The sequence below is a fragment of the Vibrio sp. SCSIO 43086 genome (assembly GCF_051132235.1).
Taxonomy (GTDB): domain Bacteria; phylum Pseudomonadota; class Gammaproteobacteria; order Enterobacterales; family Vibrionaceae; genus Vibrio; species Vibrio diabolicus.
The window spans coordinates 651,434-671,297 of record NZ_CP072678.1 but is presented as its reverse complement, the minus strand read 5'-3'; the positions used below and the strand labels follow the sequence as shown (position 1 = coordinate 671,297).

General features: G+C 43.3%; 18 protein-coding genes. 12 read left to right on the top strand and 6 right to left on the bottom strand.

The window, feature by feature from the left end; genetic code table 11:
- Positions 1-5 precede the first annotated feature (5 nt).
- Positions 6-1,439 (bottom strand): glyceraldehyde-3-phosphate dehydrogenase, encoded by a 1,434-nt coding sequence (locus J8Z23_RS19130; protein ID WP_017635170.1) that lies wholly within the window; start codon positions 1,437-1,439, stop codon positions 6-8.
- A 614-nt stretch (positions 1,440-2,053) separates the two neighbouring features.
- Here J8Z23_RS19130 and J8Z23_RS19125 point away from each other — a divergent pair.
- Complete coding sequence (locus J8Z23_RS19125) at positions 2,054-4,690, top strand: hybrid sensor histidine kinase/response regulator (RefSeq protein ID WP_225496408.1); 2,637 nt, start codon at positions 2,054-2,056, stop codon at positions 4,688-4,690.
- Between the two features lie 68 nt (positions 4,691-4,758).
- Here J8Z23_RS19125 and J8Z23_RS19120 read toward each other — a convergent pair whose 3' ends face one another.
- Positions 4,759-6,102 carry an MATE family efflux transporter gene (locus J8Z23_RS19120; RefSeq protein ID WP_025767935.1) on the bottom strand — a complete coding sequence of 448 codons (1,344 nt, stop codon included), beginning with the start codon at positions 6,100-6,102 and terminating at the stop codon, positions 4,759-4,761.
- A 121-nt stretch (positions 6,103-6,223) separates the two neighbouring features.
- Positions 6,224-6,538, bottom strand: a complete 315-nt coding sequence (locus tag J8Z23_RS19115) for a DUF496 family protein (RefSeq protein ID WP_005373603.1) — start codon at positions 6,536-6,538, stop codon at positions 6,224-6,226.
- 220 nt (positions 6,539-6,758) lie between these two features.
- Between J8Z23_RS19115 and J8Z23_RS19110 the strand changes: the two genes are divergently transcribed.
- The 8 genes from J8Z23_RS19110 to J8Z23_RS19075 all read left to right on the top strand — a co-directional run bounded on the left by J8Z23_RS19110 (position 6,759) and on the right by J8Z23_RS19075 (position 15,012).
- Positions 6,759-6,983 (top strand): hypothetical protein, encoded by a 225-nt coding sequence (locus J8Z23_RS19110; protein WP_005385630.1) that lies wholly within the window; start codon positions 6,759-6,761, stop codon positions 6,981-6,983.
- Between the two features lie 165 nt (positions 6,984-7,148).
- A complete protein-coding gene (locus J8Z23_RS19105; RefSeq protein ID WP_005373594.1) occupies positions 7,149-7,799 on the top strand; it encodes a YceH family protein in 651 nt (216 codons plus the stop codon).
- Positions 7,796-8,113, top strand: a complete 318-nt coding sequence (locus tag J8Z23_RS19100; RefSeq protein WP_005373593.1) for a GIY-YIG nuclease family protein — start codon at positions 7,796-7,798, stop codon at positions 8,111-8,113. Before J8Z23_RS19105 ends, J8Z23_RS19100 begins: the two co-directional genes overlap by 4 nt.
- Before the next feature lie 330 nt (positions 8,114-8,443).
- Entirely contained in the window at positions 8,444-9,541 is a 1,098-nt protein-coding gene (locus J8Z23_RS19095) for an autoinducer 2-binding periplasmic protein LuxP (protein ID WP_005385634.1), read from the top strand.
- Positions 9,541-12,117 (top strand): quorum-sensing autoinducer 2 sensor kinase/phosphatase LuxQ, encoded by a 2,577-nt coding sequence (luxQ, locus tag J8Z23_RS19090; RefSeq protein WP_017635176.1) that lies wholly within the window; start codon positions 9,541-9,543, stop codon positions 12,115-12,117. Before J8Z23_RS19095 ends, luxQ begins: the two co-directional genes overlap by 1 nt.
- Positions 12,118-12,412: 295 nt before the next feature.
- On the top strand, positions 12,413-12,868 hold the full coding sequence (gene slyA / locus J8Z23_RS19085; RefSeq protein ID WP_005373589.1) for a transcriptional regulator SlyA: 456 nt from the start codon (positions 12,413-12,415) through the stop codon (positions 12,866-12,868).
- 35 nt (positions 12,869-12,903) lie between these two features.
- Complete coding sequence (locus J8Z23_RS19080) at positions 12,904-13,962, top strand: HlyD family secretion protein (RefSeq protein WP_017635178.1); 1,059 nt, start codon at positions 12,904-12,906, stop codon at positions 13,960-13,962.
- 12 nt (positions 13,963-13,974) lie between these two features.
- On the top strand, positions 13,975-15,012 hold the full coding sequence (locus J8Z23_RS19075; protein WP_017635179.1) for a DUF2955 domain-containing protein: 1,038 nt from the start codon (positions 13,975-13,977) through the stop codon (positions 15,010-15,012).
- A 2-nt stretch (positions 15,013-15,014) separates the two neighbouring features.
- Here J8Z23_RS19075 and J8Z23_RS19070 read toward each other — a convergent pair whose 3' ends face one another.
- Positions 15,015-15,677, bottom strand: a complete 663-nt coding sequence (locus tag J8Z23_RS19070) for a flagellar brake protein (protein WP_225496406.1) — start codon at positions 15,675-15,677, stop codon at positions 15,015-15,017.
- Positions 15,678-15,771: 94 nt separating this feature from the next.
- Positions 15,772-16,698 carry a DMT family transporter gene (locus tag J8Z23_RS19065; protein WP_017635181.1) on the bottom strand — a complete coding sequence of 309 codons (927 nt, stop codon included), beginning with the start codon at positions 16,696-16,698 and terminating at the stop codon, positions 15,772-15,774.
- 148 nt (positions 16,699-16,846) lie between these two features.
- Here J8Z23_RS19065 and J8Z23_RS19060 point away from each other — a divergent pair, with 148 nt between their 5' ends.
- The gene (locus J8Z23_RS19060) at positions 16,847-17,302 is read left to right on the top strand and encodes an Lrp/AsnC family transcriptional regulator (RefSeq protein WP_031780652.1); all 456 of its coding nucleotides are present in this window, start codon (positions 16,847-16,849) and stop codon (positions 17,300-17,302) included.
- Between the two features lie 5 nt (positions 17,303-17,307).
- Positions 17,308-17,931: a class I SAM-dependent methyltransferase gene (locus tag J8Z23_RS19055; RefSeq protein ID WP_005397716.1), complete on the top strand. Its 624-nt coding sequence runs from the start codon at positions 17,308-17,310 to the stop codon at positions 17,929-17,931.
- A 526-nt stretch (positions 17,932-18,457) separates the two neighbouring features.
- Here J8Z23_RS19055 and J8Z23_RS19050 read toward each other — a convergent pair.
- On the bottom strand, positions 18,458-19,006 hold the full coding sequence (locus J8Z23_RS19050; RefSeq protein ID WP_434635763.1) for an ATPase: 549 nt from the start codon (positions 19,004-19,006) through the stop codon (positions 18,458-18,460).
- 103 nt (positions 19,007-19,109) lie between these two features.
- On the opposite strand from J8Z23_RS19050, the gene J8Z23_RS19045 reads away from it, so the two are divergent.
- Positions 19,110-19,778, top strand: a complete 669-nt coding sequence (locus J8Z23_RS19045) for an SH3 domain-containing protein (RefSeq protein WP_434635762.1) — start codon at positions 19,110-19,112, stop codon at positions 19,776-19,778.
- Positions 19,779-19,864: the final 86 nt, after the last annotated feature.

Sequence of the window (19,864 nt, the reverse complement as noted above, 5' to 3'; positions counted from 1 at the left end):
TTCACCTATCGAGGGAATGTTTGGTAACGAACACCCATCATTTGTTCCATACAGTGCACAACTTGGCAGCTGTAACCGAATTCGTTGTCGTACCAGATGTAAAGTACACAACGCTTGTCTTGTGCGATAGTCGCTTGACCATCTACGACGCCTGCATGGCGAGAGCCAACTAAGTCAGTTGATACAATTTCTGTTGAATCGGTGTAGTCAATCTGTGCCGAAAGCTCAGAGTTCAACGCCATTTCACGCAAGTAATCGTTCAGTGAATCACGGTCTACGTCTTCACCTAAGTTTAGATTAGCGACTGCCATAGAAACGTTTGGTGTCGGTACGCGAATCGCGTTGCCTGTTAGCTTGCCTGCAAGCTCTGGCAATGCTTTAGCAACTGCTTTTGCCGCACCTGTTGAAGTCAGAACCATGTTTAGTGAAGCACTACGTCCGCGACGATCACCAGAGTGGAAGTTGTCGATCAAATTTTGGTCGTTTGTGTATGAGTGCACGGTTTCAATATGGCCAGAAAGAACACCATATTTATCGTTCAGAGCCTTAAGGACTGGCGTGATTGCATTTGTTGTACAGCTTGCCGCGGAGATGATGGTGTCATCTTCTTGAATTACCGACTCATTTACACCGAATACAACGTTTTTGATGTCACCTTTACCTGGTGCTGTTAGCAGTACTTTCTCTGCGCCTTGACACGCTAAGTGCTGGCTCAGACCCTCAGAATCACGCCAAACACCTGTGTTATCAACAACTAGCGCGTTATTGATACCGAAAGCTGAATAGTCTACTTCGCTTGGGTTATTTGCGTAGATAATTTGGATGTAGTTGCCGTTAACGATCAGTGCTTTACGCTCTTCATCGATAACAATACTACCGTTGAACTGACCGTGAACTGAGTCACGACGCAACAAGCTAGCACGCTTCTCCAAATCGCCTTTTTTACCGCCACGAACCACAATCGCACGTAGTCTTAGTGGGTAACCTGGACCACTTTTCTCAATGAGAAGGCGAGTAAGTAGTCGACCAATGCGACCGAACCCGTAAAGAACCACATCACGCGCTTTCAATGAAGAATCTGCGTCGCGAGCACCATCAAGTGCAGTGATAAGGAAATCGTTTAGAGAGCTTGTATCGTCATGTTCATTCCAGTACATAGTTGCCAATTGGCCAACATCGACACGGCATGAAGAAATGCTCATTTCACAAAGCGCTTGAATAATAGGCATCGTGTGCTCAAGCGAAAGTGGGTTACCGGTATAACGTCTTGCAACGCGATGAGTTTTGAGAATGTCTATAGTAGTAGCATTAATAAGCGTTTTACCAAACAGAACCACTTCGATTCCTTTTTGACGATATAGCTTACCAATTAGAGGGGAAATAGATTCAGCAATCGTTTGGCTAGTTTGCCAGTCTTGGAGATATTTCTCTGGACTCATTGTTGTATTAAACCTTTCACGTTTGGGGGCTAACCATACTCTCTGCTGTTGCCTCTTCGGCAGCGTGCAAGAGTGTGGTGGGTTATGTAATCGGGTTGTAATAGTTATGTGTGCGGATTCTAAGGTCGGAGTCCTTATTCTGCTAGGAAAATTAAATCCAGTGTAAAACACTACTTAAGGGGACGTTAGTGGTGGATTAATGTGACTAAAGCAGTGGTTTTCACGTATTGACATTTAGAAAGTAACTTACTTTTTTTGCGATGATAACGTTTGCTTTCAAATTAGTTTTGTTGACAAAAATGGATATTTTGCATTTTTGTGTGATTTGACTCGATAAGGCAACTCAATAGGTAAACATACAATAGATGATTTCCTGAAAAGTGATGCGACTCTTAGTTGTGAGTGAAACTTTATTGTTTGCATCCAACTTTAAGATTAAAAAATATGACTTAAATCACAATTTCTACTGCATTAGCCGATGATAAAATACTCACAATAACCATATTCTGGGTAGGTGAATGTTGTTTGAAAGTAACAATGTCGTATATGCCTTTCAATGTAGGAAACTAGTCTAATATTAAATAAACGGATGAAATCAACCATTAGGCTGATGGATGTTGAGATTATCAATAAAAACACGCTTAGCACTCCTCGCACTATTACCCGCTGTGGTAATAGTGGTATTTGCAGTTCAGCAGTTTTCTGATAATGCGTTGCGCGTGAGCCGTCTCAATCAAACGGTTAGCAATATTCAAGGTTTCCAATTGATATCCAAGGCCTCCCACTTTATTTACTCCATAGAGAAAGTACGCCGACAGCCTGATCTTCAAGTCTCTGCAGCCATTAATATTGAAGAACAAGGTGAAGTTATTTCTTCTTTGCATCAAAAGTTTGTGAGTAACCCTAATACTGCTGAGTATGCTGATGAACTGAAAGAAGCCATGCTGGGGGTATTGTCAGGTAGATTGAGTGAGATGGACGACCTGGGTGATTGGGCATTTCAACAGCTCCAAAATATGTCGCGCTCTTTGTTGCAAAATCATCAATGGTATGGCAGTGACGATGGCATTCGCATGCAAAATTTTATTGCCTACCTTGCTCAGCTCTCTTTTTGGACACAGAAAGAAGCTTGGCTGACGAACCGTTTAGTCCAAGACCCTAAGAGTCGGCTAAGTCAAAGTATGTTTTATCAGGCGATAGACCGACAGCAGCAAAATTTGGATGCGTTTTTAAACTTAGGTGGGTCATACGAGCAAGTGGATAAATTGCTTGGCTTGTTTACTTCGCCGAGATATCAGAGAAACTTGGCGTCTCGCGGACAATTAATCTCAGGAGACATGTCACAAAGTGACTACGCCGCGTATTTAAAAGAACTCGATTTTCGTGTGCAGCGCTTACAAGTGCTCATTGATGGGTTCACCAAACAAACTGAGCAGTCGCTTCTCACGCAGGTTCATGAACAAAAGGCCAATATAGCGATGATCAGTTTTGGCGTTGCCTTAGTGGTTATCCTGCTTTGTTGGCTCGGATTTAGTACTTGGTTCCGAGTTAACAGCAAACTCGATGCGATCATTCATACTTTAAACGCGTTGATCAACTCCGAAGAGAAGCAAACAAAAGTCAAAGTTGATGGAAGTGATGAACTGACCATTTTTGCTCAGCAAGTGAATCGAGTGGTTGAAGAAATGCAGAGACAAACTGAAGAAATACTGCATGCAAAAGAGTCAGCAGTATCGGCTAATCGTGCAAAATCTGTGTTTCTTGCCAACATGTCACATGAAATACGCACGCCCCTTAACGGGATCATGGGCATGACAGAAATACTCTCTCAAAGTGAGTTGTCTTCGCATCAACAAGAAGTTGTTGATGACATTGACTCCTCATCTCAAACACTGCTTACTTTACTTAACGATATATTGGATCTCTCTAAAATCGAGTCTGGACGATTGGAGCTGTCACTAGTAGAAGCGGATATCCGAGAAGTCGTGTATCAGTCGATGATTTTATTCCAATCCAAAGCAACATCTAAACAGCTAAAGTTAGGTATTAATTTAGCTGAAAATATCCCCATTCGCGTGATGGTCGATGATCATCGTGTCAAACAGGTAGTTACGAATCTGGTATCGAATGCGGTTAAGTTTACCGAAAGTGGGCATGTATGCGTTGATGTTAGTTATGAGGAGTTACTTGAGAAAGAACGTGGAGTGCTGACGTTTAAAGTAGAAGATACCGGAATAGGCATTGATCAAGATAAGTTAACCACGATTTTTGAACCCTTTACTCAGGAAGATGAAGGAGTGTCGAGGCAATTTGGCGGTACAGGGTTGGGTTTGGCAATTTGTTGTCAGCTTGTGTCGATGATGGGGGGCAAGCTCGTAGCAACATCTACAAAAGGAGTGGGCACATGCTTTGAATTCTCGATTGAGGTTGAAGCAATTCCGGTGTTTGGCTGGCGTTCGGAGGTGATTAATAAAGGGCTTTTGATCTGCTCAAATTACGACTACGCCGACCAAGTATTAAAAGAGTGTCGCTTAGCGAAAATCAATCTCTTTGGTGTTAATAATGTGAATGAAGTGCAAGCGATAAATGATGACTTTGATGTCATATTTCTGTGCCACAGTAACGACGCTAATACCGATGAAATCTTGGATAATCTATCATTTAATTACGATCTTCGCCGTGTGATTATTTGCCAGCATCATTTATCCACTCCCTACGAAAATGCAGAAAAAGTACATGCCGTACTCACATTACCTTTCCTTGGCAATCGATTTAAGCATGTCATTGATGATTTAGCTAAGGTTGAAAAGACTATATCAAGTGACAATGTCACCAGTAATGTTGTCAGCTCTGAATATCGAGCGTCGCGCTCTCATCGGAGGATCTTAATTGCGGAGGATAATTTGATGAACCAGAAAATAGCGAGTTTTTTTCTGGATAAAGCAGGTTATGACTATTTGATAACAAGCAACGGTCAAGAAGCGTTAGAAGCCATCACAAAGGGAGAAGAATTCGATGCAATTTTAATGGACTGCATGATGCCCGTGATGGATGGACTGACCGCGACGAAAGAAATTCGTCGTTGGGAAAAGAAAGCAGGACGTGAAAAAACAATGATTATCGCACTCACTGCGAGTGTTTTGGAAGAAGACATCCACAACTGTTTTGCGGCAGGCATGGATGCTTATTTACCTAAGCCGTATAAATCGAACCAGTTATTTGAGCTCTTTAGTGAATTAAAACTCGCCTAGCTAACATTTCAACTTAGACAAGGCGTCAAAACGATAAAGCCCCACTTCAGGGGCTTAGTTCTGATTATTCATTGTTGTGCGTTGGCTTGAGCGCCTGCGAGTTTGCGTATGGTTTGGCGATAGGTTAGGTATGCGGAAACACCAGCTAACAGGTTGCCGATACAAGCGCCTAAGAGTAAACCTCGGATTCCATCCATTTGAGCGCCAACCCACAAGCACGGTAGGAAAAAGACAAACAAGCGCAGCGCTGAAATGGTGAGCGCGGTGTAAGATTTGCCTAATGCATTACAAAGAGAAACCATTAGCATACAAACCCCTAATGAACCCAAACTGATCGGCACTATCAGTAAATGCATTTCCAAGACTTGCTCCACTTGCACATCACTTGTCATCAATAATGCGAGTGGGTTTGCGACGGCAAATGTAATGGCAGCAATCAAAAGTTGGAAACCTAGAATGAATTTTACGGCAATACTGACGAGCCTTTGGATATCTTCATAGTTCTTTGCTCCAAGTAAGCGTCCAACCATTGGAGGCATAGACATTGTCAGCGCCAAGACCGAAACGATAGCAAAGAACTCATAGCGTGAACCAAGCGCCCAAGCGGCGACTGCTGCGGTTCCAAAGCTTGCCAATAATTTTGTTGCTAGCATGGAAGACAACGGTGGCAGCAGTTGGCTAATCATCGCAGGGCCCATAATGTTACCGATAGATGCAACACTTTTGGCTACGTTAAGATCTTGCCATTGTGTCGTTGCCCAGTGATTCTTTTTCACGCGAGGAGCGACGACTAAAATACCAAACCCAAAAGCGACGATGGTTGCTATTGCCGCTCCGTTAATACCCAAGTCAAACGTGAAAATAAATAGCGGGTCGAGCACAAGGTTCACGCCGCTGGTTATCATCATCATTGTGCCAGGTAACATTGTATTGCCATTAGCTCGGCAGATACTGTAATAAAAATACAAAACCGCACCAGTCCATGAGCTTAATAACCACCAAGGCCAGTAACTGTCGATTATCGGCATAACAGATTCTGGAGCGCTTAATAGAGCTAAAATGGGGTAGCGCAAAAGCCAAATTAGCCCGCCAAAAATAGCGACACCAATTGAGCCGATCATCAATACCAATCCGCCAAGTTGTTTGGCATACCGACTTTCATTCGCCCCAAGAGCTTTAGAAATGACCGCTGTCGTTGCGATCCCTAGACCGACTTGAATACCGATAATGACCATTTGCAAAGGCAGAGTGAAACCTTGAGCGGCTAACGGTAAAACGCCGAGCTGACCGATAAACGCACTATCCACAAGCTGAAAGCTCATTAAAGACAGAACGCCAAATAGCATTGGCCAGGTCATCGTAAATAATTGTTTTGCAAGCGTTGGTTGTGTACTTGTCGTAGTTGAAGACATAGAAAGCTGAATGCGTTAGGAATAAGAGTTAGATTGATTGTACACGGCGGTTAGTTTAGAGACAAAAATAAACCCCGAGGAAGATATTCTTGCTCGGGGTTCGAAAATCTAGCTTACGCGTTTATTTTTTGCCGCTAGTTTGCTTGTCTTCTTCAGTCAGCTCACGAATGCGACGGCTGATGTCACGACGTGCTTTAGAGATCTCAGCGCTTTTAATGATGTGGTCATCAACACGATCTTCATAGTCTGCTTTCATATTTTTGATGATTGCGACGATTTCATCGTGAGTCATTTCTGGTTTGATGTAGTCTAGAAGGTTTTCTAGAAGATCAACACGTTTACGGTTATCACGAACTTTCTTCTCGTTATCAAGAAGCTCACGTTTTAGTTTGTTTTTACGACGAGCTTGGTTAACGATTTCAAATACGCTACTCATAGTTCTCTTTCCTAATTTTATGAATATCTTCCTCGATTAAAGCACAACATCCAGTGGCATAACAGTCTTTAGATCAATAGCAATGCAGAGTTGAACATTTCTCAACCAATTGCTCTGTGTCCATATAATCGTGCTGCTTTATTCGAGTTTTGGCCAACATCGTAGAATCCATCGATTCATTGTCATAACGTGGCCTTCACTATATTATCAACACCATTGAATGCAAAATGATGAACTTGATATGGACTCTGGTAACACTGCGGAGCAAGTAAATAGTCAAGATAATGAGCAAGTCACTCGCTCTGTGGCTGAAAAGTTAAAAACGGCGTATATCAACGCTCGCGAGCAACTCGAAATAATCGAAGTTGAGCTTAATCGTTCAAAAATAATGATGGTCGACCAAGATGGCAATTTGACGAGAGTGCCGATTCTCTCGGAGCATTGATACCTGACCCTATTCGTAAGGGGTGTCAGGTCTTACGCTATGCTTTAGCCTGACACCAACACCTGAACCGCTAACGCTTCTTGCACTGCTGTGTGAATTTATGGCGTATGATTTCGAAGCGATTTAGGTACAAAGTCAAATGCAAAAATAATAAGGAAATGCATTATGAAAGTTGAGCTAACGGCAATTGAAGCACGAGTTATTGGTTGCTTGATCGAAAAAGAAGTCACTACCCCAGATCTTTACCCCCTCAGCCTGAACGCATTAACCAACGCGTGTAATCAAAAAAGCAACCGTGATCCCGTGATGTCACTCTCTGAGTCAGACGTACTCGATGCCGTTGATGCTCTTATTGAGCGCAGGCTCGTCAGTGACGAAAGTGCGTTCAACAGCCGCGTCAGCAAGTATCAACACCGTTTCTGTAATACGGAATTTGGTGATTTAAAGCTGACAGAGCAGGAGAAGGGCATTGTATGCTGTATGCTTTTGCGCGGTGCTCAAACACCTGGGGAAATTCGTACTCGTACTAATCGTCTCGCGACATTTCATGATGTAAAAGAAGTGGAAACGGTCCTTGAGCATTTAGCAAGCGAAGAGAAAGGACCATTAGTGGTCAAATTACCACGTGAGGCTGGTAAGCGGGAGTCGCGTTATATGCATTTGTTCTGTGGTGATGTTGATGCGTCCGAACTTGCAGCGCCTGTGTCTGCTGCAAGCTCGAGCTCCGATCGAGTAAGTCAGCTAGAGCTCGAAGTCGCTCAGCTGAAAGAAGAGCTGGATGAATTAAAAGCTAAGGTTGAGTCACTGCTTTCATGATGGAAAATACAACGCAGCGTTGGAGTGTCTATCTGATACGAAATAACCGCAACGCGTTGTATTGTGGTGTTACCAATGATGTTGAACGAAGATTCAATCAGCACCAAACCGGAAAAGGAGCGAAAGCTTTGAAGGGAAAAGGCCCTTTGGTATTGGAATGGTCATCGGATTTTGACTCAAAGACGCTTGCCATGCGAGCAGAGTACTATATTAAGCAACTAACTAAAGCGAAAAAAGAGCTGCTCGTTATGTCAAAAGCAAATATTGTCGTCGACGAACATCAACAAATGATGTTAGAGATAGTGGCACTCTGATAAGCCCTTGCTACGCAAAGATACACGGAAACCGCCTATGTCACATTGGCGGTTTCTTTTTGTTTTTGGAGTACCATGTAGGAATAAACTGACGCATAATGGGCTGGTGTTCTGTTTAAAGGTCCTGAATATGAAAAGCGCGAAATGTCTCTACGTTATCGAGACAAAGGAAGCGACTCAATGTACTTTATTTGCATCCACTCAGACCAAGAACCAATTTACTATTGAAACAGGCACTAAGAGGAAGGTAGATTACAAGAGTATAGGATGACTCGGCTAGGTAATGAATAGAGCTGAATTAGGCTCATAAAAAAGCTAAAAGAGCAGTAGATGAAAAAAGCGTTAGTATTCTCCCTGATTTCAATGGCCGCTTTTGCGCCGAATGTGCAGGCCACCCAAGTTCTTAATGGGTATTGGGCATATCAAGAGTTTTTAGACCAGTTTCCACAACAGAAGCAGCTAACTAGTGCGTTGGCTGAAGTGGTAAGAGAAACCCCTGTACCCGTAGCAAAAGACAAAAAGCGTCCACTGAAAATTTCTGTTGTTTATCCAGGGCAGCAGATCTCTGATTATTGGATTCGAAACATCGATGCGTTTGAAAAACGCCTAGATAAGCTTGATATCGACTATCAACTAAATCAAGTGTTTACTCGTCCTAATGCAGATATAAAGCAGCAAAGTTTGTCTTTAATGGAGGCGCTGAAAAGCAACTCCGATTACTTGATCTTTACTCTAGATACCACAAGACATCGTAAGTTTGTTGAGCATGTCTTAGATTCAAAGAAAACCAAGTTAATTTTACAAAATATCACCACACCTGTTAGGGATTGGGAACATCATCAGCCGTTTCTTTATGTTGGTTTCGACCACGCAGAAGGAAGTCGTGAATTGGCCGTTGAGTTTGGCAAGCGTTTCCCTAAACATAGCCACTATAGTGTTCTCTATTTCTCGGAGGGCTACATTAGTGACATCAGAGGCAACACTTTTATCAACCAAGTGAACCGCGATAACCAGTTTGAACTACAATCTGCTTACTACACCAAAGCAACAAAGCAATCTGGGTATGAAGCTGCAAAAGCCAGTTTGGAGAAGTATCCGGACGTTGATTTCATTTACGCGTGTTCTACCGATGTAGCATTAGGTGCTGTTGACGCTCTTAAAGAGTTAGGTCGTGACGATGTAATGATCAATGGTTGGGGCGGCGGTTCAGCAGAGTTAGAGGCGCTTTCTAAAGGGGAGTTAGACGTTACCGTTATGCGTATGAACGATGATACAGGTATTGCAATGGCTGAGGCCATTAAGTGGGATTTAGAAGGAAAGCCAGTTCCCACCGTTTACTCTGGTGATTTTGAAGTCGTTACCAAATCGGACTCTCCAGAAAGAATTGAAGCATTAAGAAAACGTGCATTTAGATACTCAGATAATTGATGACAACTACATCAAAAACAAGAAAGCGTCGCTCACTGTCGACGCTTATTACCAAAATAATTATTCTCGTACTTGCTCCGATCATTCTAGGCATCTTTGTTCAGAGTTATTACTTCTCGAAGCAGATTATTTGGCAGGAAGTCGACCGAACCAAGCAGCAGACCTCTGCCCTGATCCTGAACATTTTTGATAGCCATTTTGCAGCGATTCAGATTCATCACAACAGCAATTCGAAAAGTGATGTTGTATTGGATTTTTATACAGAACGTGATGAAGAGGCACTCAATTACTTTTTCATGAGTATTGACCAGAGTGATCCTTCCCATACACCGGAGTTTCGTTTCCTAACCGATCATCAAGGTATTATTTGGGACGATGGCAACGCGCATTTCTATGGCATCAACAACCTGATACTTAGCCGACTTGCCAGTCAGGTGACCTTTAGCAACAACTGGTATTATCTACCCTCACAGACCCCGATGGGAACTCGCCATCTGTTACTTCGTCGCGTACCCGTTTTACAACCTAAAACCGGTGAAGTGATGGGGTACTCTTACAATGTTGTTGTTTTAGATAATAACTTTGGGTTGATGGAAAGGTTAAAAAATGAAGGCAACGTCGACAATGTTGTGTTGGTCGCTAACAACACACCATTGGCAAGCTCATTAGTAGGAGATGAGGCTTATCAAATATTTGACGTACTCAAACGACGAGAGTCCCAGCACAAGCTTGACCAATTATTGATCATCAAAACCCCTATTGAGGTAAATGCCGCCGAGACTGACTTGTGCTTGCTTACTGTGCAAGACAATCAGAGCGTGGTGACATTGCAAATCCAACACCTGCTAGCAATGCTAGCCTCAGTTATCGGTATGGTCATGATTGCGCTAATGACTAAAGAATGGATCGAGAATCGAGTAGTTGAAGAGTTAGGATCCCTGATGGCATATACCCGCTCGGCTCGTGAAGAAAAAGGATTTGAGCGTTTTGAGGGGTCAGATATTGAGGAATTCGATCATATTGGTTCGACACTAGAAAACACTTTTGAAGAGCTTGAAGCACAAAAGCGCTCTTTCCGCGACCTGTTTAACTTTGCGTTATCACCTATTATGGTGTGGTCTGAATCGGGTGTACTTGTCCAAATCAATCCGGCAGCACGCAAAGAGTTAGTCATGGAAAACGATGTTGAAACCATGCACCCAGTGTTCAAAGGTTTCAAAGAAAAGTTGATGCCACACCTTCGCATGGCGGCTCAGGGAGCTACGTTGACAGGCGTTAATGTGCCAATTGGAGACAAAGTATATCGCTGGAACTTATCGCCGATTCGAGTTGATGGAGATATTAGCGGTATTATTGTTCAAGGTCAGGATATAACCACGCTTATTGAGGCGGAAAAACAGAGTAACTTGGCGCGCAAAGAAGCAGAAAAATCTGCTCAAGCCCGTGCCGACTTTCTGGCTAAAATGAGCCATGAGATCAGAACGCCAATCAATGGAATTTTAGGGGTTGCTCAATTGCTAAAAGACTCTGTGGAAACAGAAGAGCAGAATAACCAAATTGACGTACTTCGGCATAGTGGTGAGCACTTACTTGCTGTTTTGAATGATATTTTAGACTTTTCGAAGATTGAGCAGGGTAAGTTTAATATCCAAAAGCACCCGTTTTCTTTCACTGATACAATTCGAACGTTAGAAAACATTTATCGTCCTATTTGTGAAAGTAAAGGCGTCAACCTTGTCATTGAAAACAAAATAGATCCCAATGTTGAAATTTTTACTGACCAAGTTCGTCTGAACCAAATTTTATTCAACCTAGTCAGTAACTCAGTAAAGTTTACGCCCTCGGGTAGCGTGCGCTTGCATGCTGAACTTGAGCAGTTCTATGGCGCTGACAATAGCGTGCTGGTCGTGGAAATTACGGATACAGGTATCGGCATCGAGTCTGACAAACTCGACCAAATGTTCGAACCTTTTGTTCAAGAAGAAGCAACAACGACTCGAGAATACGGTGGCAGTGGCTTAGGGCTGACCATTGTGAAGAGCCTTGTCGACATGCTGGAAGGTGATGTTCAAGTCCGCAGTCAGAAAGGCTTAGGAACGACTTTTGTCATTACAATGCCAGTGAAAGATCGTGAGCGAGTACTCACCCCTCTTGATTCGAGTTTGCGAGTTAAGCCAGGTGAACTATTTGCAGAGAGTCTCAAAGTATTGTTGGTAGAGGATAACCATACTAACGCATTCATTCTAAAAGCGTTTTGTAACAAGTACAAAATGCAGGTTGATTGGGCGAAAGATGGGTTAGAAGCAATGGAATTCTTAAAAGATCATACTTACGATTTGATACTGATGGACAACCAACTCCCGCATCTTGGTGGAATTGAAACGACCAAAGAGATCCGACAAAAGCTAAAACTAGGCACGCCAATTTATGCGTGTACTGCTGACACCGCGAAAGAAACCAGTGACGCCTTTATGGAATCGGGTGCGAATTACGTGCTTCTCAAGCCGATTAAAGAAAATGCGCTCCATGAAGCATTTGTGGATTTTAAGCAGCGGTTCTTAGTCGAGCGAACATGAATAATTGGCTCACTACGGGATAACCCAATTATTCATTATCTGAAAAGCACAACACCATGACTGTGGGTTGTGCTTTTTTGTATCTGACCCTTTTACTCTTATACAAATCAGACTTTATTGGTCTCGACGTTTGTTGTGTACATCGCTGCATTTCAAATTCAAACATAGTGTTGTGTTACTTAGATTTCTGCCCCTTCACTGACACACCCAGCGTGATTTCAATCACAAAAAGATATTTACTTAGCGTGCTAACTATTTTATATTGCTTAGCACGCTAAGTAATTGAGTAGATCTTATGATTCAAGACATCAACAGTTTGCGAGACCTTTCTCTGGCTGAAAAATTATCTCGTGTTGCTCGTTTGTGGAAAATGGTTGCAGATCGCGAGTTAGAGCCTTTAAACCTGACGTATCCGCGTTGGACTGCGTTATGGAAGCTTTATCGAATGGGTGACAACATCAGTCAGAAGCATTTGGCTGAAGCGCTTGAGATCGAGTTAGCGTCGTTGATGCGAACATTAAAATTATTAGAAGAGCAATCTCTGATCACTCGCCATTGCTGTGAACACGATAAGCGAGCACGTATTGTTAGCCTCACAGAAGAGGGGAAAACCCTACTAAAGCAAATGGAGGCTCGGATTCTTCAAGTTCGAAGCAAGCTCCTAACGGACATCAACGACCAGGAACTTCAGCAGCTTTCATTGATTCTTGATCAGATTGCTCACAATGCGCTTGATTCACTTAGCGAATAAGTCAGAAAACCGAATAAAAAGAGAAGTAAACGCCTATGACTCCAGATCAAAAATTCGCACGTTGGATCAAATATTCTTGCGTCGCGTTTGTCCTTGTCTTTGCCTATTTTCTAGTTGCAGATCTCGCTATGCCGTTGACGCCTCAGGCAATGGCAACGCGTGTGGTAACTAAAGTGGCCCCCCGTGTGAGTGGGCAGATTACGCATCTTTATGTTGCCAACAACCAAGAAATAAGCCAAGGCGATCTACTATTTCAGATTGATCCCCAGCCTTATCAGCTCGCCGTAGAAAAGGCTCAGCTTAACCTCGAGCGTGTGATTCAAAACAACGAACAACTTGATGCTTCTATTGCTGCGGCAAAAGCAGACGTTGAAGCGAGCAAAATCGTGGCGGAACAAAAAGTTCGCGAAGCAAAACGTCTTAATACTCTGTTTCACCGTAATGGTACTTCGCAACAGCAGCGCGATGACGCACAGAGCAGTGCAACGGCAGCTAAAGCGAACTTACTGGCCGCACGTGCTCGTTTAAAAGAGTTGGAAGTAAACCGCGGTGATTTAGGCGCAACGAATGTGAATATCCGCGTGGCGCAAAACCAGCTAAAACAAGCGGAACTTAATCTGTCTTACACTCAAGTCTCGGCGGAACATGATGGCGTTGTCGCTAACTTGCAGCTGGAGACGGGGGCCTATGCGGCAGCTGGTACACCTCTTGTCGCTTTAGTCTCCGATGACGTGGATATCATTGCCGACTTTCGTGAAAAGAGTTTACGACACTTTAATCAGAACAGCCGTGCGTTAGTGGCTTTTGATAGCTTACCTGGTGATGTATTTGAAGCTCGTATTACGAGTGTGGATGCCGGGGTCAGCTCGGGTCAATTCGATGCGGACGGTCGCTTAGCAACACCAACTGACTCAAACCGTTGGGTGAGAGACGCGCAGCGCTTACGTTTACATTTAGCTATCGATGAACCTCAGCAGCGCGCATTTCCAGCAGGGGCACGAGCAACCGTGCAGTTGTTGCCAGAAAACTCATTATCTGGTTGGTTAGCGAGGTGCCAGATCCAATTCTTGAGTCTTCTTCATTATATTTATTAACGAGGAGGCGATATGAAGTTATGGGACCACCCCATGTCGGAAAACGACTTCCGTCAGTGTTTGCGCATTGCAACTGGTGCGACCATTGGTTTCACTTTATGTAAAGTATTTGGTTGGAACTATGGCGTATTCTTTACTGTAACCCCGATGCTGTTACTTGGAATGGTGCCAGTCATGAGTCTACATGCCGCACGACAACTGATTTTTTCAGCGGTTGTGTGTGGATTAGAAGTTGGTGTGCTTGGTGGGTTATTTGGTGGGCACCCAGGCATGATGACAATCATTGCATTCGGGTTGTTCCTGTATAAATTCGCCTGTATGTCAAAAGGGAGCTTATTCTTATTTGGAGCGAACAGCGTACTGAGCTTAAGCATCATGCTGCACTTTGCGAGTTATCCAACCACTGACTTAAATGACCTAATCTTTAGCAATCTGCAAGCGAATGTTATTTCAGTGATCGTTGCTTATGTGGTGACATTTTTGATTCCCGATGCGGAACCTCGTCAGCCACCAGCGAAACCGTCGCAGCCTAAACAGAGTCATCGCATGCGTCATGAAGCCCTTATGGGGGCGAGTATCGCTACAATGTCTTTCCTTGTATTCCAGCTATTTGACCTCAGTGACTCTATGTCTGCTCAGGCGACAACCTTACTTTTATTGTTTCCTATGCATTGGAACGGTGCTTTAGGGTATGCGCGAAAAAGAGCAATGGGGACCTTGATGGGGGTGACCTTTGGTATTGTCGGACAACTTGTATTATACGATTGGTCGGATACCTTATTGTTTATCGTCCCATTGCTTTGGATTGGGGCTATGATGTTCAGTTATATGCACGTGAAAGAGTCTAGCGGTTCGGGAGCCGGATTTGGCGGTTTAACCACATTAGGCATTTTGTTCGGCCAATATCTTACTCCGGATGGTGACTTAATGTTCAGTGCGCTGTATCGCGTGAGCAGTATTTTGTTTGCTATTGTTGCGACGCTGCTTGTGACCTATACGGTTCACAGAATACTCAACAGCTTTGAGGCGACGCGCTTTAGCGAGCAGTAAGTTCAGACGTTACTGGTTAGAAAGGATTGCTCCAGTAACTCTGTTTTTAGTTCGTGAGTCATCTCAATGGGACTGGCAAACTTAATTCCAACTACCCATCCCTTCACCAATTTCTTAATGTTGGCAATGACACATCGATTTTCTTCTCCGATATAGTGGCTTAACGGGCATTCGATGGTAACACTCTCACCCACGTTGAATTCGGGCTCAATCAAGGTTGATATACCAACACCTGCTAGAGAGAAATCGATAAGGCTACCGTAGTAGACATTCCCTGCATGAATAACGTTACAGTCCATTTGCAACTTGTAACGCTCATGTTCCCGAACTGGTTTGGTTGCAAATGTTCCTGGAATGCGGATAAACAAAAGGGGAGATGGTCGAACGGTCGTCGTCAGCACGCTGGACTTAAACGCAATGACATGGCCTAACTCCGTATCTGATACACCACGCACGATGACATCGGAGTTGGGGAGTTTTCTCATCACTTGCTCTTCAAGCAAACGCATTGGTATATCAAGAATCAAATAAGCATTTTCTTTCATCCCCAGATAGGTGGTGGAATACGTATATTGATCCTTAGGCCCAAATTCGAAATTAGTAGAAAGTTTCATTCCCGGTTTGAGAAACCTATGCAGTTCATCTTTAGTATGAGTGGCTGGCATCACATTGGCGTTTTAATTATTAGTTGAGCTGAGGCTATCAAAACGCCATTTTGTTATTCAAGATAGTAAGGCATAAGTTTTTGTAAAATCATCGCTATCTGTGAAGTGGTGGGCGATAAGTTTGGCTCATTCCACCTTTCATAAAGATTTGGCTTGCCACAATACTGCCGCATGTGACCAACATCAGCGCTAACCAAGTGAGAGAATCTGGTTGTTCACCAAAAATTGGAACGGCAAGAAGTGTCGCGACGACTGGAGTTAATGAACCAAAAGCTGCGCTGGCTTCGGCACCGATGATCCTAATTGCATAAATGAAAGTGAAAGAAGCGATTAAACCTGCGCCAACACCTTGTAGCATCGCGTGGCCAAATAACTCCTCCCATGGCCACTGGCTGAACGGTGTTACCACCAAATAACTGTCTACCCACCCGAAACCAACGGCGATGATGAGCAGAGCCAAAGACGCGATTGCAACGAATCCTGCACAGACGTGTGCATTAAGATTGGCGACACGAGCGCTGATGGTGAAAGCAGCCCACATGATGCTGCCAGTTAGAAACAGGATATGCCCTTGTAATTGAGACCAGTTGTACTCTGCGCCGCTATTAGAAAGAAGGAATACGAAAATCCCTAACAACACCGTAGAAAGCCCTATTAAGCGGTGAGCACTCAGCGACTGTTGATAACAAAGTACCGCGATAGCAGAAACAAACAATGGCAAAGTGCCAGGTACTAATGCACTGCCGTGCGCCACGGGAGCGAAATGCATAGCCGTTCCGACGACCAGAAGATAGGGAAGGCCGCTTCCAACCACAACACCAACCAGGTAGCGTTTAGGCACTACGCGCAGCGACTGTTTATGCTTAATCACAAATGGTAATAAAATTATACTTGGGATGAGAAAGCGAACTAACGCGATATCGGCTGGCTGCAAGGCAGAAATTGCGCCCCCTTTTAAAGAAATAAAGAAACCAGACCAAAGCAGTAAGGTCGTTAATATAGCTGCGTATCCCAAGATCATTATCGACATGTCCATTTGTAAATGATGTGTTAATTGTTGAATAAAACTCTTGCCAAAGGGAGGCAAAGTTTGACGTAATTAGGCTTGATGTTGGTGATAAATTGCGTATAAATGTTAATTATTAGTGATTAAAGGCACGGAAGAATAAATGGATAAAATTGACAGGCAACTGATCAACTTGATGCAGAAGGATGCGACCCTGACTACGGCAGAGCTCGCTGACAAAGTAGGATTATCGGCATCACCTTGTGCAAGACGCATTAAGCGTTTAGAGCAGGAGGGCGTAATTAGCGGTTATCGAGCCATTGTGTCCAGAGACACGGTGGGTATTGCGATGACCGTATTTGTTGAAGTCAGTTTGAACAACCACCAAGCTTCTTCGATTGATGAATTTGAACATGCTGTTGTTGAAATGGACGAAGTGATCTCGTGCCATGTTGTATCAGGGGCTTATGATTATTTGTTAGAAGTGGTCAGCAAAGATCTCGCTGGTTATGAAACATTCACTAGAAAGCTACAACGATTAGAAAACGTAAAAGATATCCATACGCACTTGGCGATTAGACAAGTGAAAGGAAATGGAAGCTTGCCGATTTATGCATAAGAAAGATGAAATTTCTCGATAGACTTAAGATTGCTCACTATCACCGAAAGCGATACCGACAGTTCGGTACAGACAGAGCGCGAACGCTGGGATGGAGAGATAAGTACAGCCAAATCAGTCGATTTGAAGCTTTGTGCCGTGGGTTAACGTTAGACGGTTCAAGTCTTTTAGATATTGGGTGCGGCTACGGAGACTTATTAGCGTTTATTGAGTTCAACAATCTGCGCCCCCAAAGTTATATTGGCATTGATCAGCAAAAACAGTTTATCTCTGAGGCCAGAAAGCGGGACTTTCGTACTCAAAGTGAGTTCGTATGCGGTGACTTTTCAACGTTGGTATTGCCCCGTAGTGATTATGTCTTTGCTTCTGGATCATTGAACTATCAATCCGCGAATCCAAATCATACCATTGAGATGATCGAGAAAATGTACCGGGCAGCAGAGAAAGGGTGCGTGTTTAACTTATTGGATGAAGAAAAGCTGCCGAGCATGAGAATGCTCGCATCGCATAATAAAGTTGGGGTGTTACGCTATTGCCGATGGCTATGTCCGGACGCACAATTGATCGAGGGTTATTCCGATCACGACTTTACGATCGCGATGATCAAAAAAGCGGAATCAGTTTCCTGACTCCGCCTTATAAATTCTTAAGCCTTATTGGTGCTTGTATTGTGAGATTTCACAGTTACCTGTGTATCTATCAACCTTGAATGAGAACGCAGCTGAATGGTATTCCCTCCCATCACTCCAAATTGTTTCTCCGAAGATTTTACAAAGGTCCAAATCGCTGATTGAACCAAACTCTTTTACGTGCCTAACTACTGACAAAAACTTGGCTTTGGTAGCATTAGGACAGTCCCTGTTACTTAATCGATTGATAACCATGGTTGTAGCATCATCTCCAGCCAAATGTGACTTTTTATTAAATTTTATTAATGGGTAAATTAACCAAAAATTGGCCATAAGTAAAGCATTATTGTGACGTATGTCTCTATAAGTTGCCTCTCTTGGTCATGGTTTAGTCAAGCTTGTAAAAGGGAACAGTCCCATTTTTTACATATAACGTTGGGATCACTAAAAGAGGGAATTAAAGCACGAATAACGTCCAATATTGGAGTGAAAACCCGACATCGTCTTTTCAAAACGGGCTCGATTTTTACCTCGAAACATCTTGAGCGTATTGAAGCAATCTCGCTTCTTTATCATAGAGTTGAGCTAGTGCTTGGTACTGTGAAGAAAGGCGTTTGTAATCCTCGGTAAGTTGCAAAGCGTTGGTGTTATACCACTCCGCAGTGATTTGATTGGCAGTTTCGTTTGACTCACGGCACTTTTGGGCAAGTTTCTTCCATCCATTTGCTGACCATTGAGATTGTGTGCTCAATTTAATCAACTCATTAGCTTTAGTCGTGAGTTCTTCTTTATATTGAATGGAGGCTTTTAATTGAGTTTTGAACGCATTTTGGTTCGAGCGGGCGCGCCAAAGTAACACGAGTTCATGTAGGGAAAAGGTTTGGGACAATAACTGGCGCTGCTTATGTTCGGCTAAAAGTGCATTGAATACCTCAACATGCTTATTGTAATTGGACTCTAAACGATTGAATTGGGTAAGATTGTCATTCCACGACGATGGGTTACATTGAATATTGGCGTGCCCCATAATGGGGAACAGAAGAAGCAACAGTATCCAATTGAGTTTGTTGATCATTATTGCTCGCGTTAGTTGACCGACCCTTTTGAGTATATACCCAAATTTCCGCGACATGCGTGTTGCCGGTGAGATAAGAACAAAGAATGAAAAGGAAAAGTACATGAAGAAAATTCTCATCGCATTGATTGTCATACTGTTGCTCTGTGGGGCGGGTGCTGGATACTATTTCTTCTTTATGCAAAAAGATGAACCTGATGCGCCAAACGCTGTGCAAGTGGAGCAAGCGCCAGTGGAAGAAGAAACATCCAAACCGATTCTGGATTTAGAAACTGCCCCTCCTGAAGTGACCGAATACTATGTCATTGAGCGTCGAATCAATGTTTACAATAAGCCAAATGCTAATGCTTTGGTTGTCGATACGCTCTATAAGGGAGAAAAAGTATCGGTGTTAGAAAAAGTGGATGGTTGGTATCGAATCTCTGGTTACCTTGTTTATGAAGAGGGCGGTGAAGAAAAAGCTGAGTGGTTGAATGCCGAAGGATTATCTGATGCAGAGCCAGTTATTAAAGAACAAGAGCGTTTGGAAATACTGGATGGATATTTGCAGAAGTCGGATGATTTAAAAGTCCACTTGGACATCTTCCGCAAGAAAACACAGCAATTGTTAGACGATGAAACCTGTGATCCGAGTGATTTTGAAGAGCTCGGTGGCTGGGTTCGTTCGGTTACTTATGACAAGCGCAATGTGTACTTCATTTATTGTGGTGGTTTGGAGCAAGAGAACAAAATCTATTTAGATGTCGATAAAGGCGATATCTTTTACCGTTAACAGAGCGCCTTTAGTTTAAAGCCTCTAGAGATTTATAACTTTTTAGTTGTGAACCATAATTAATAGGAATACTATCATCGAGTCGA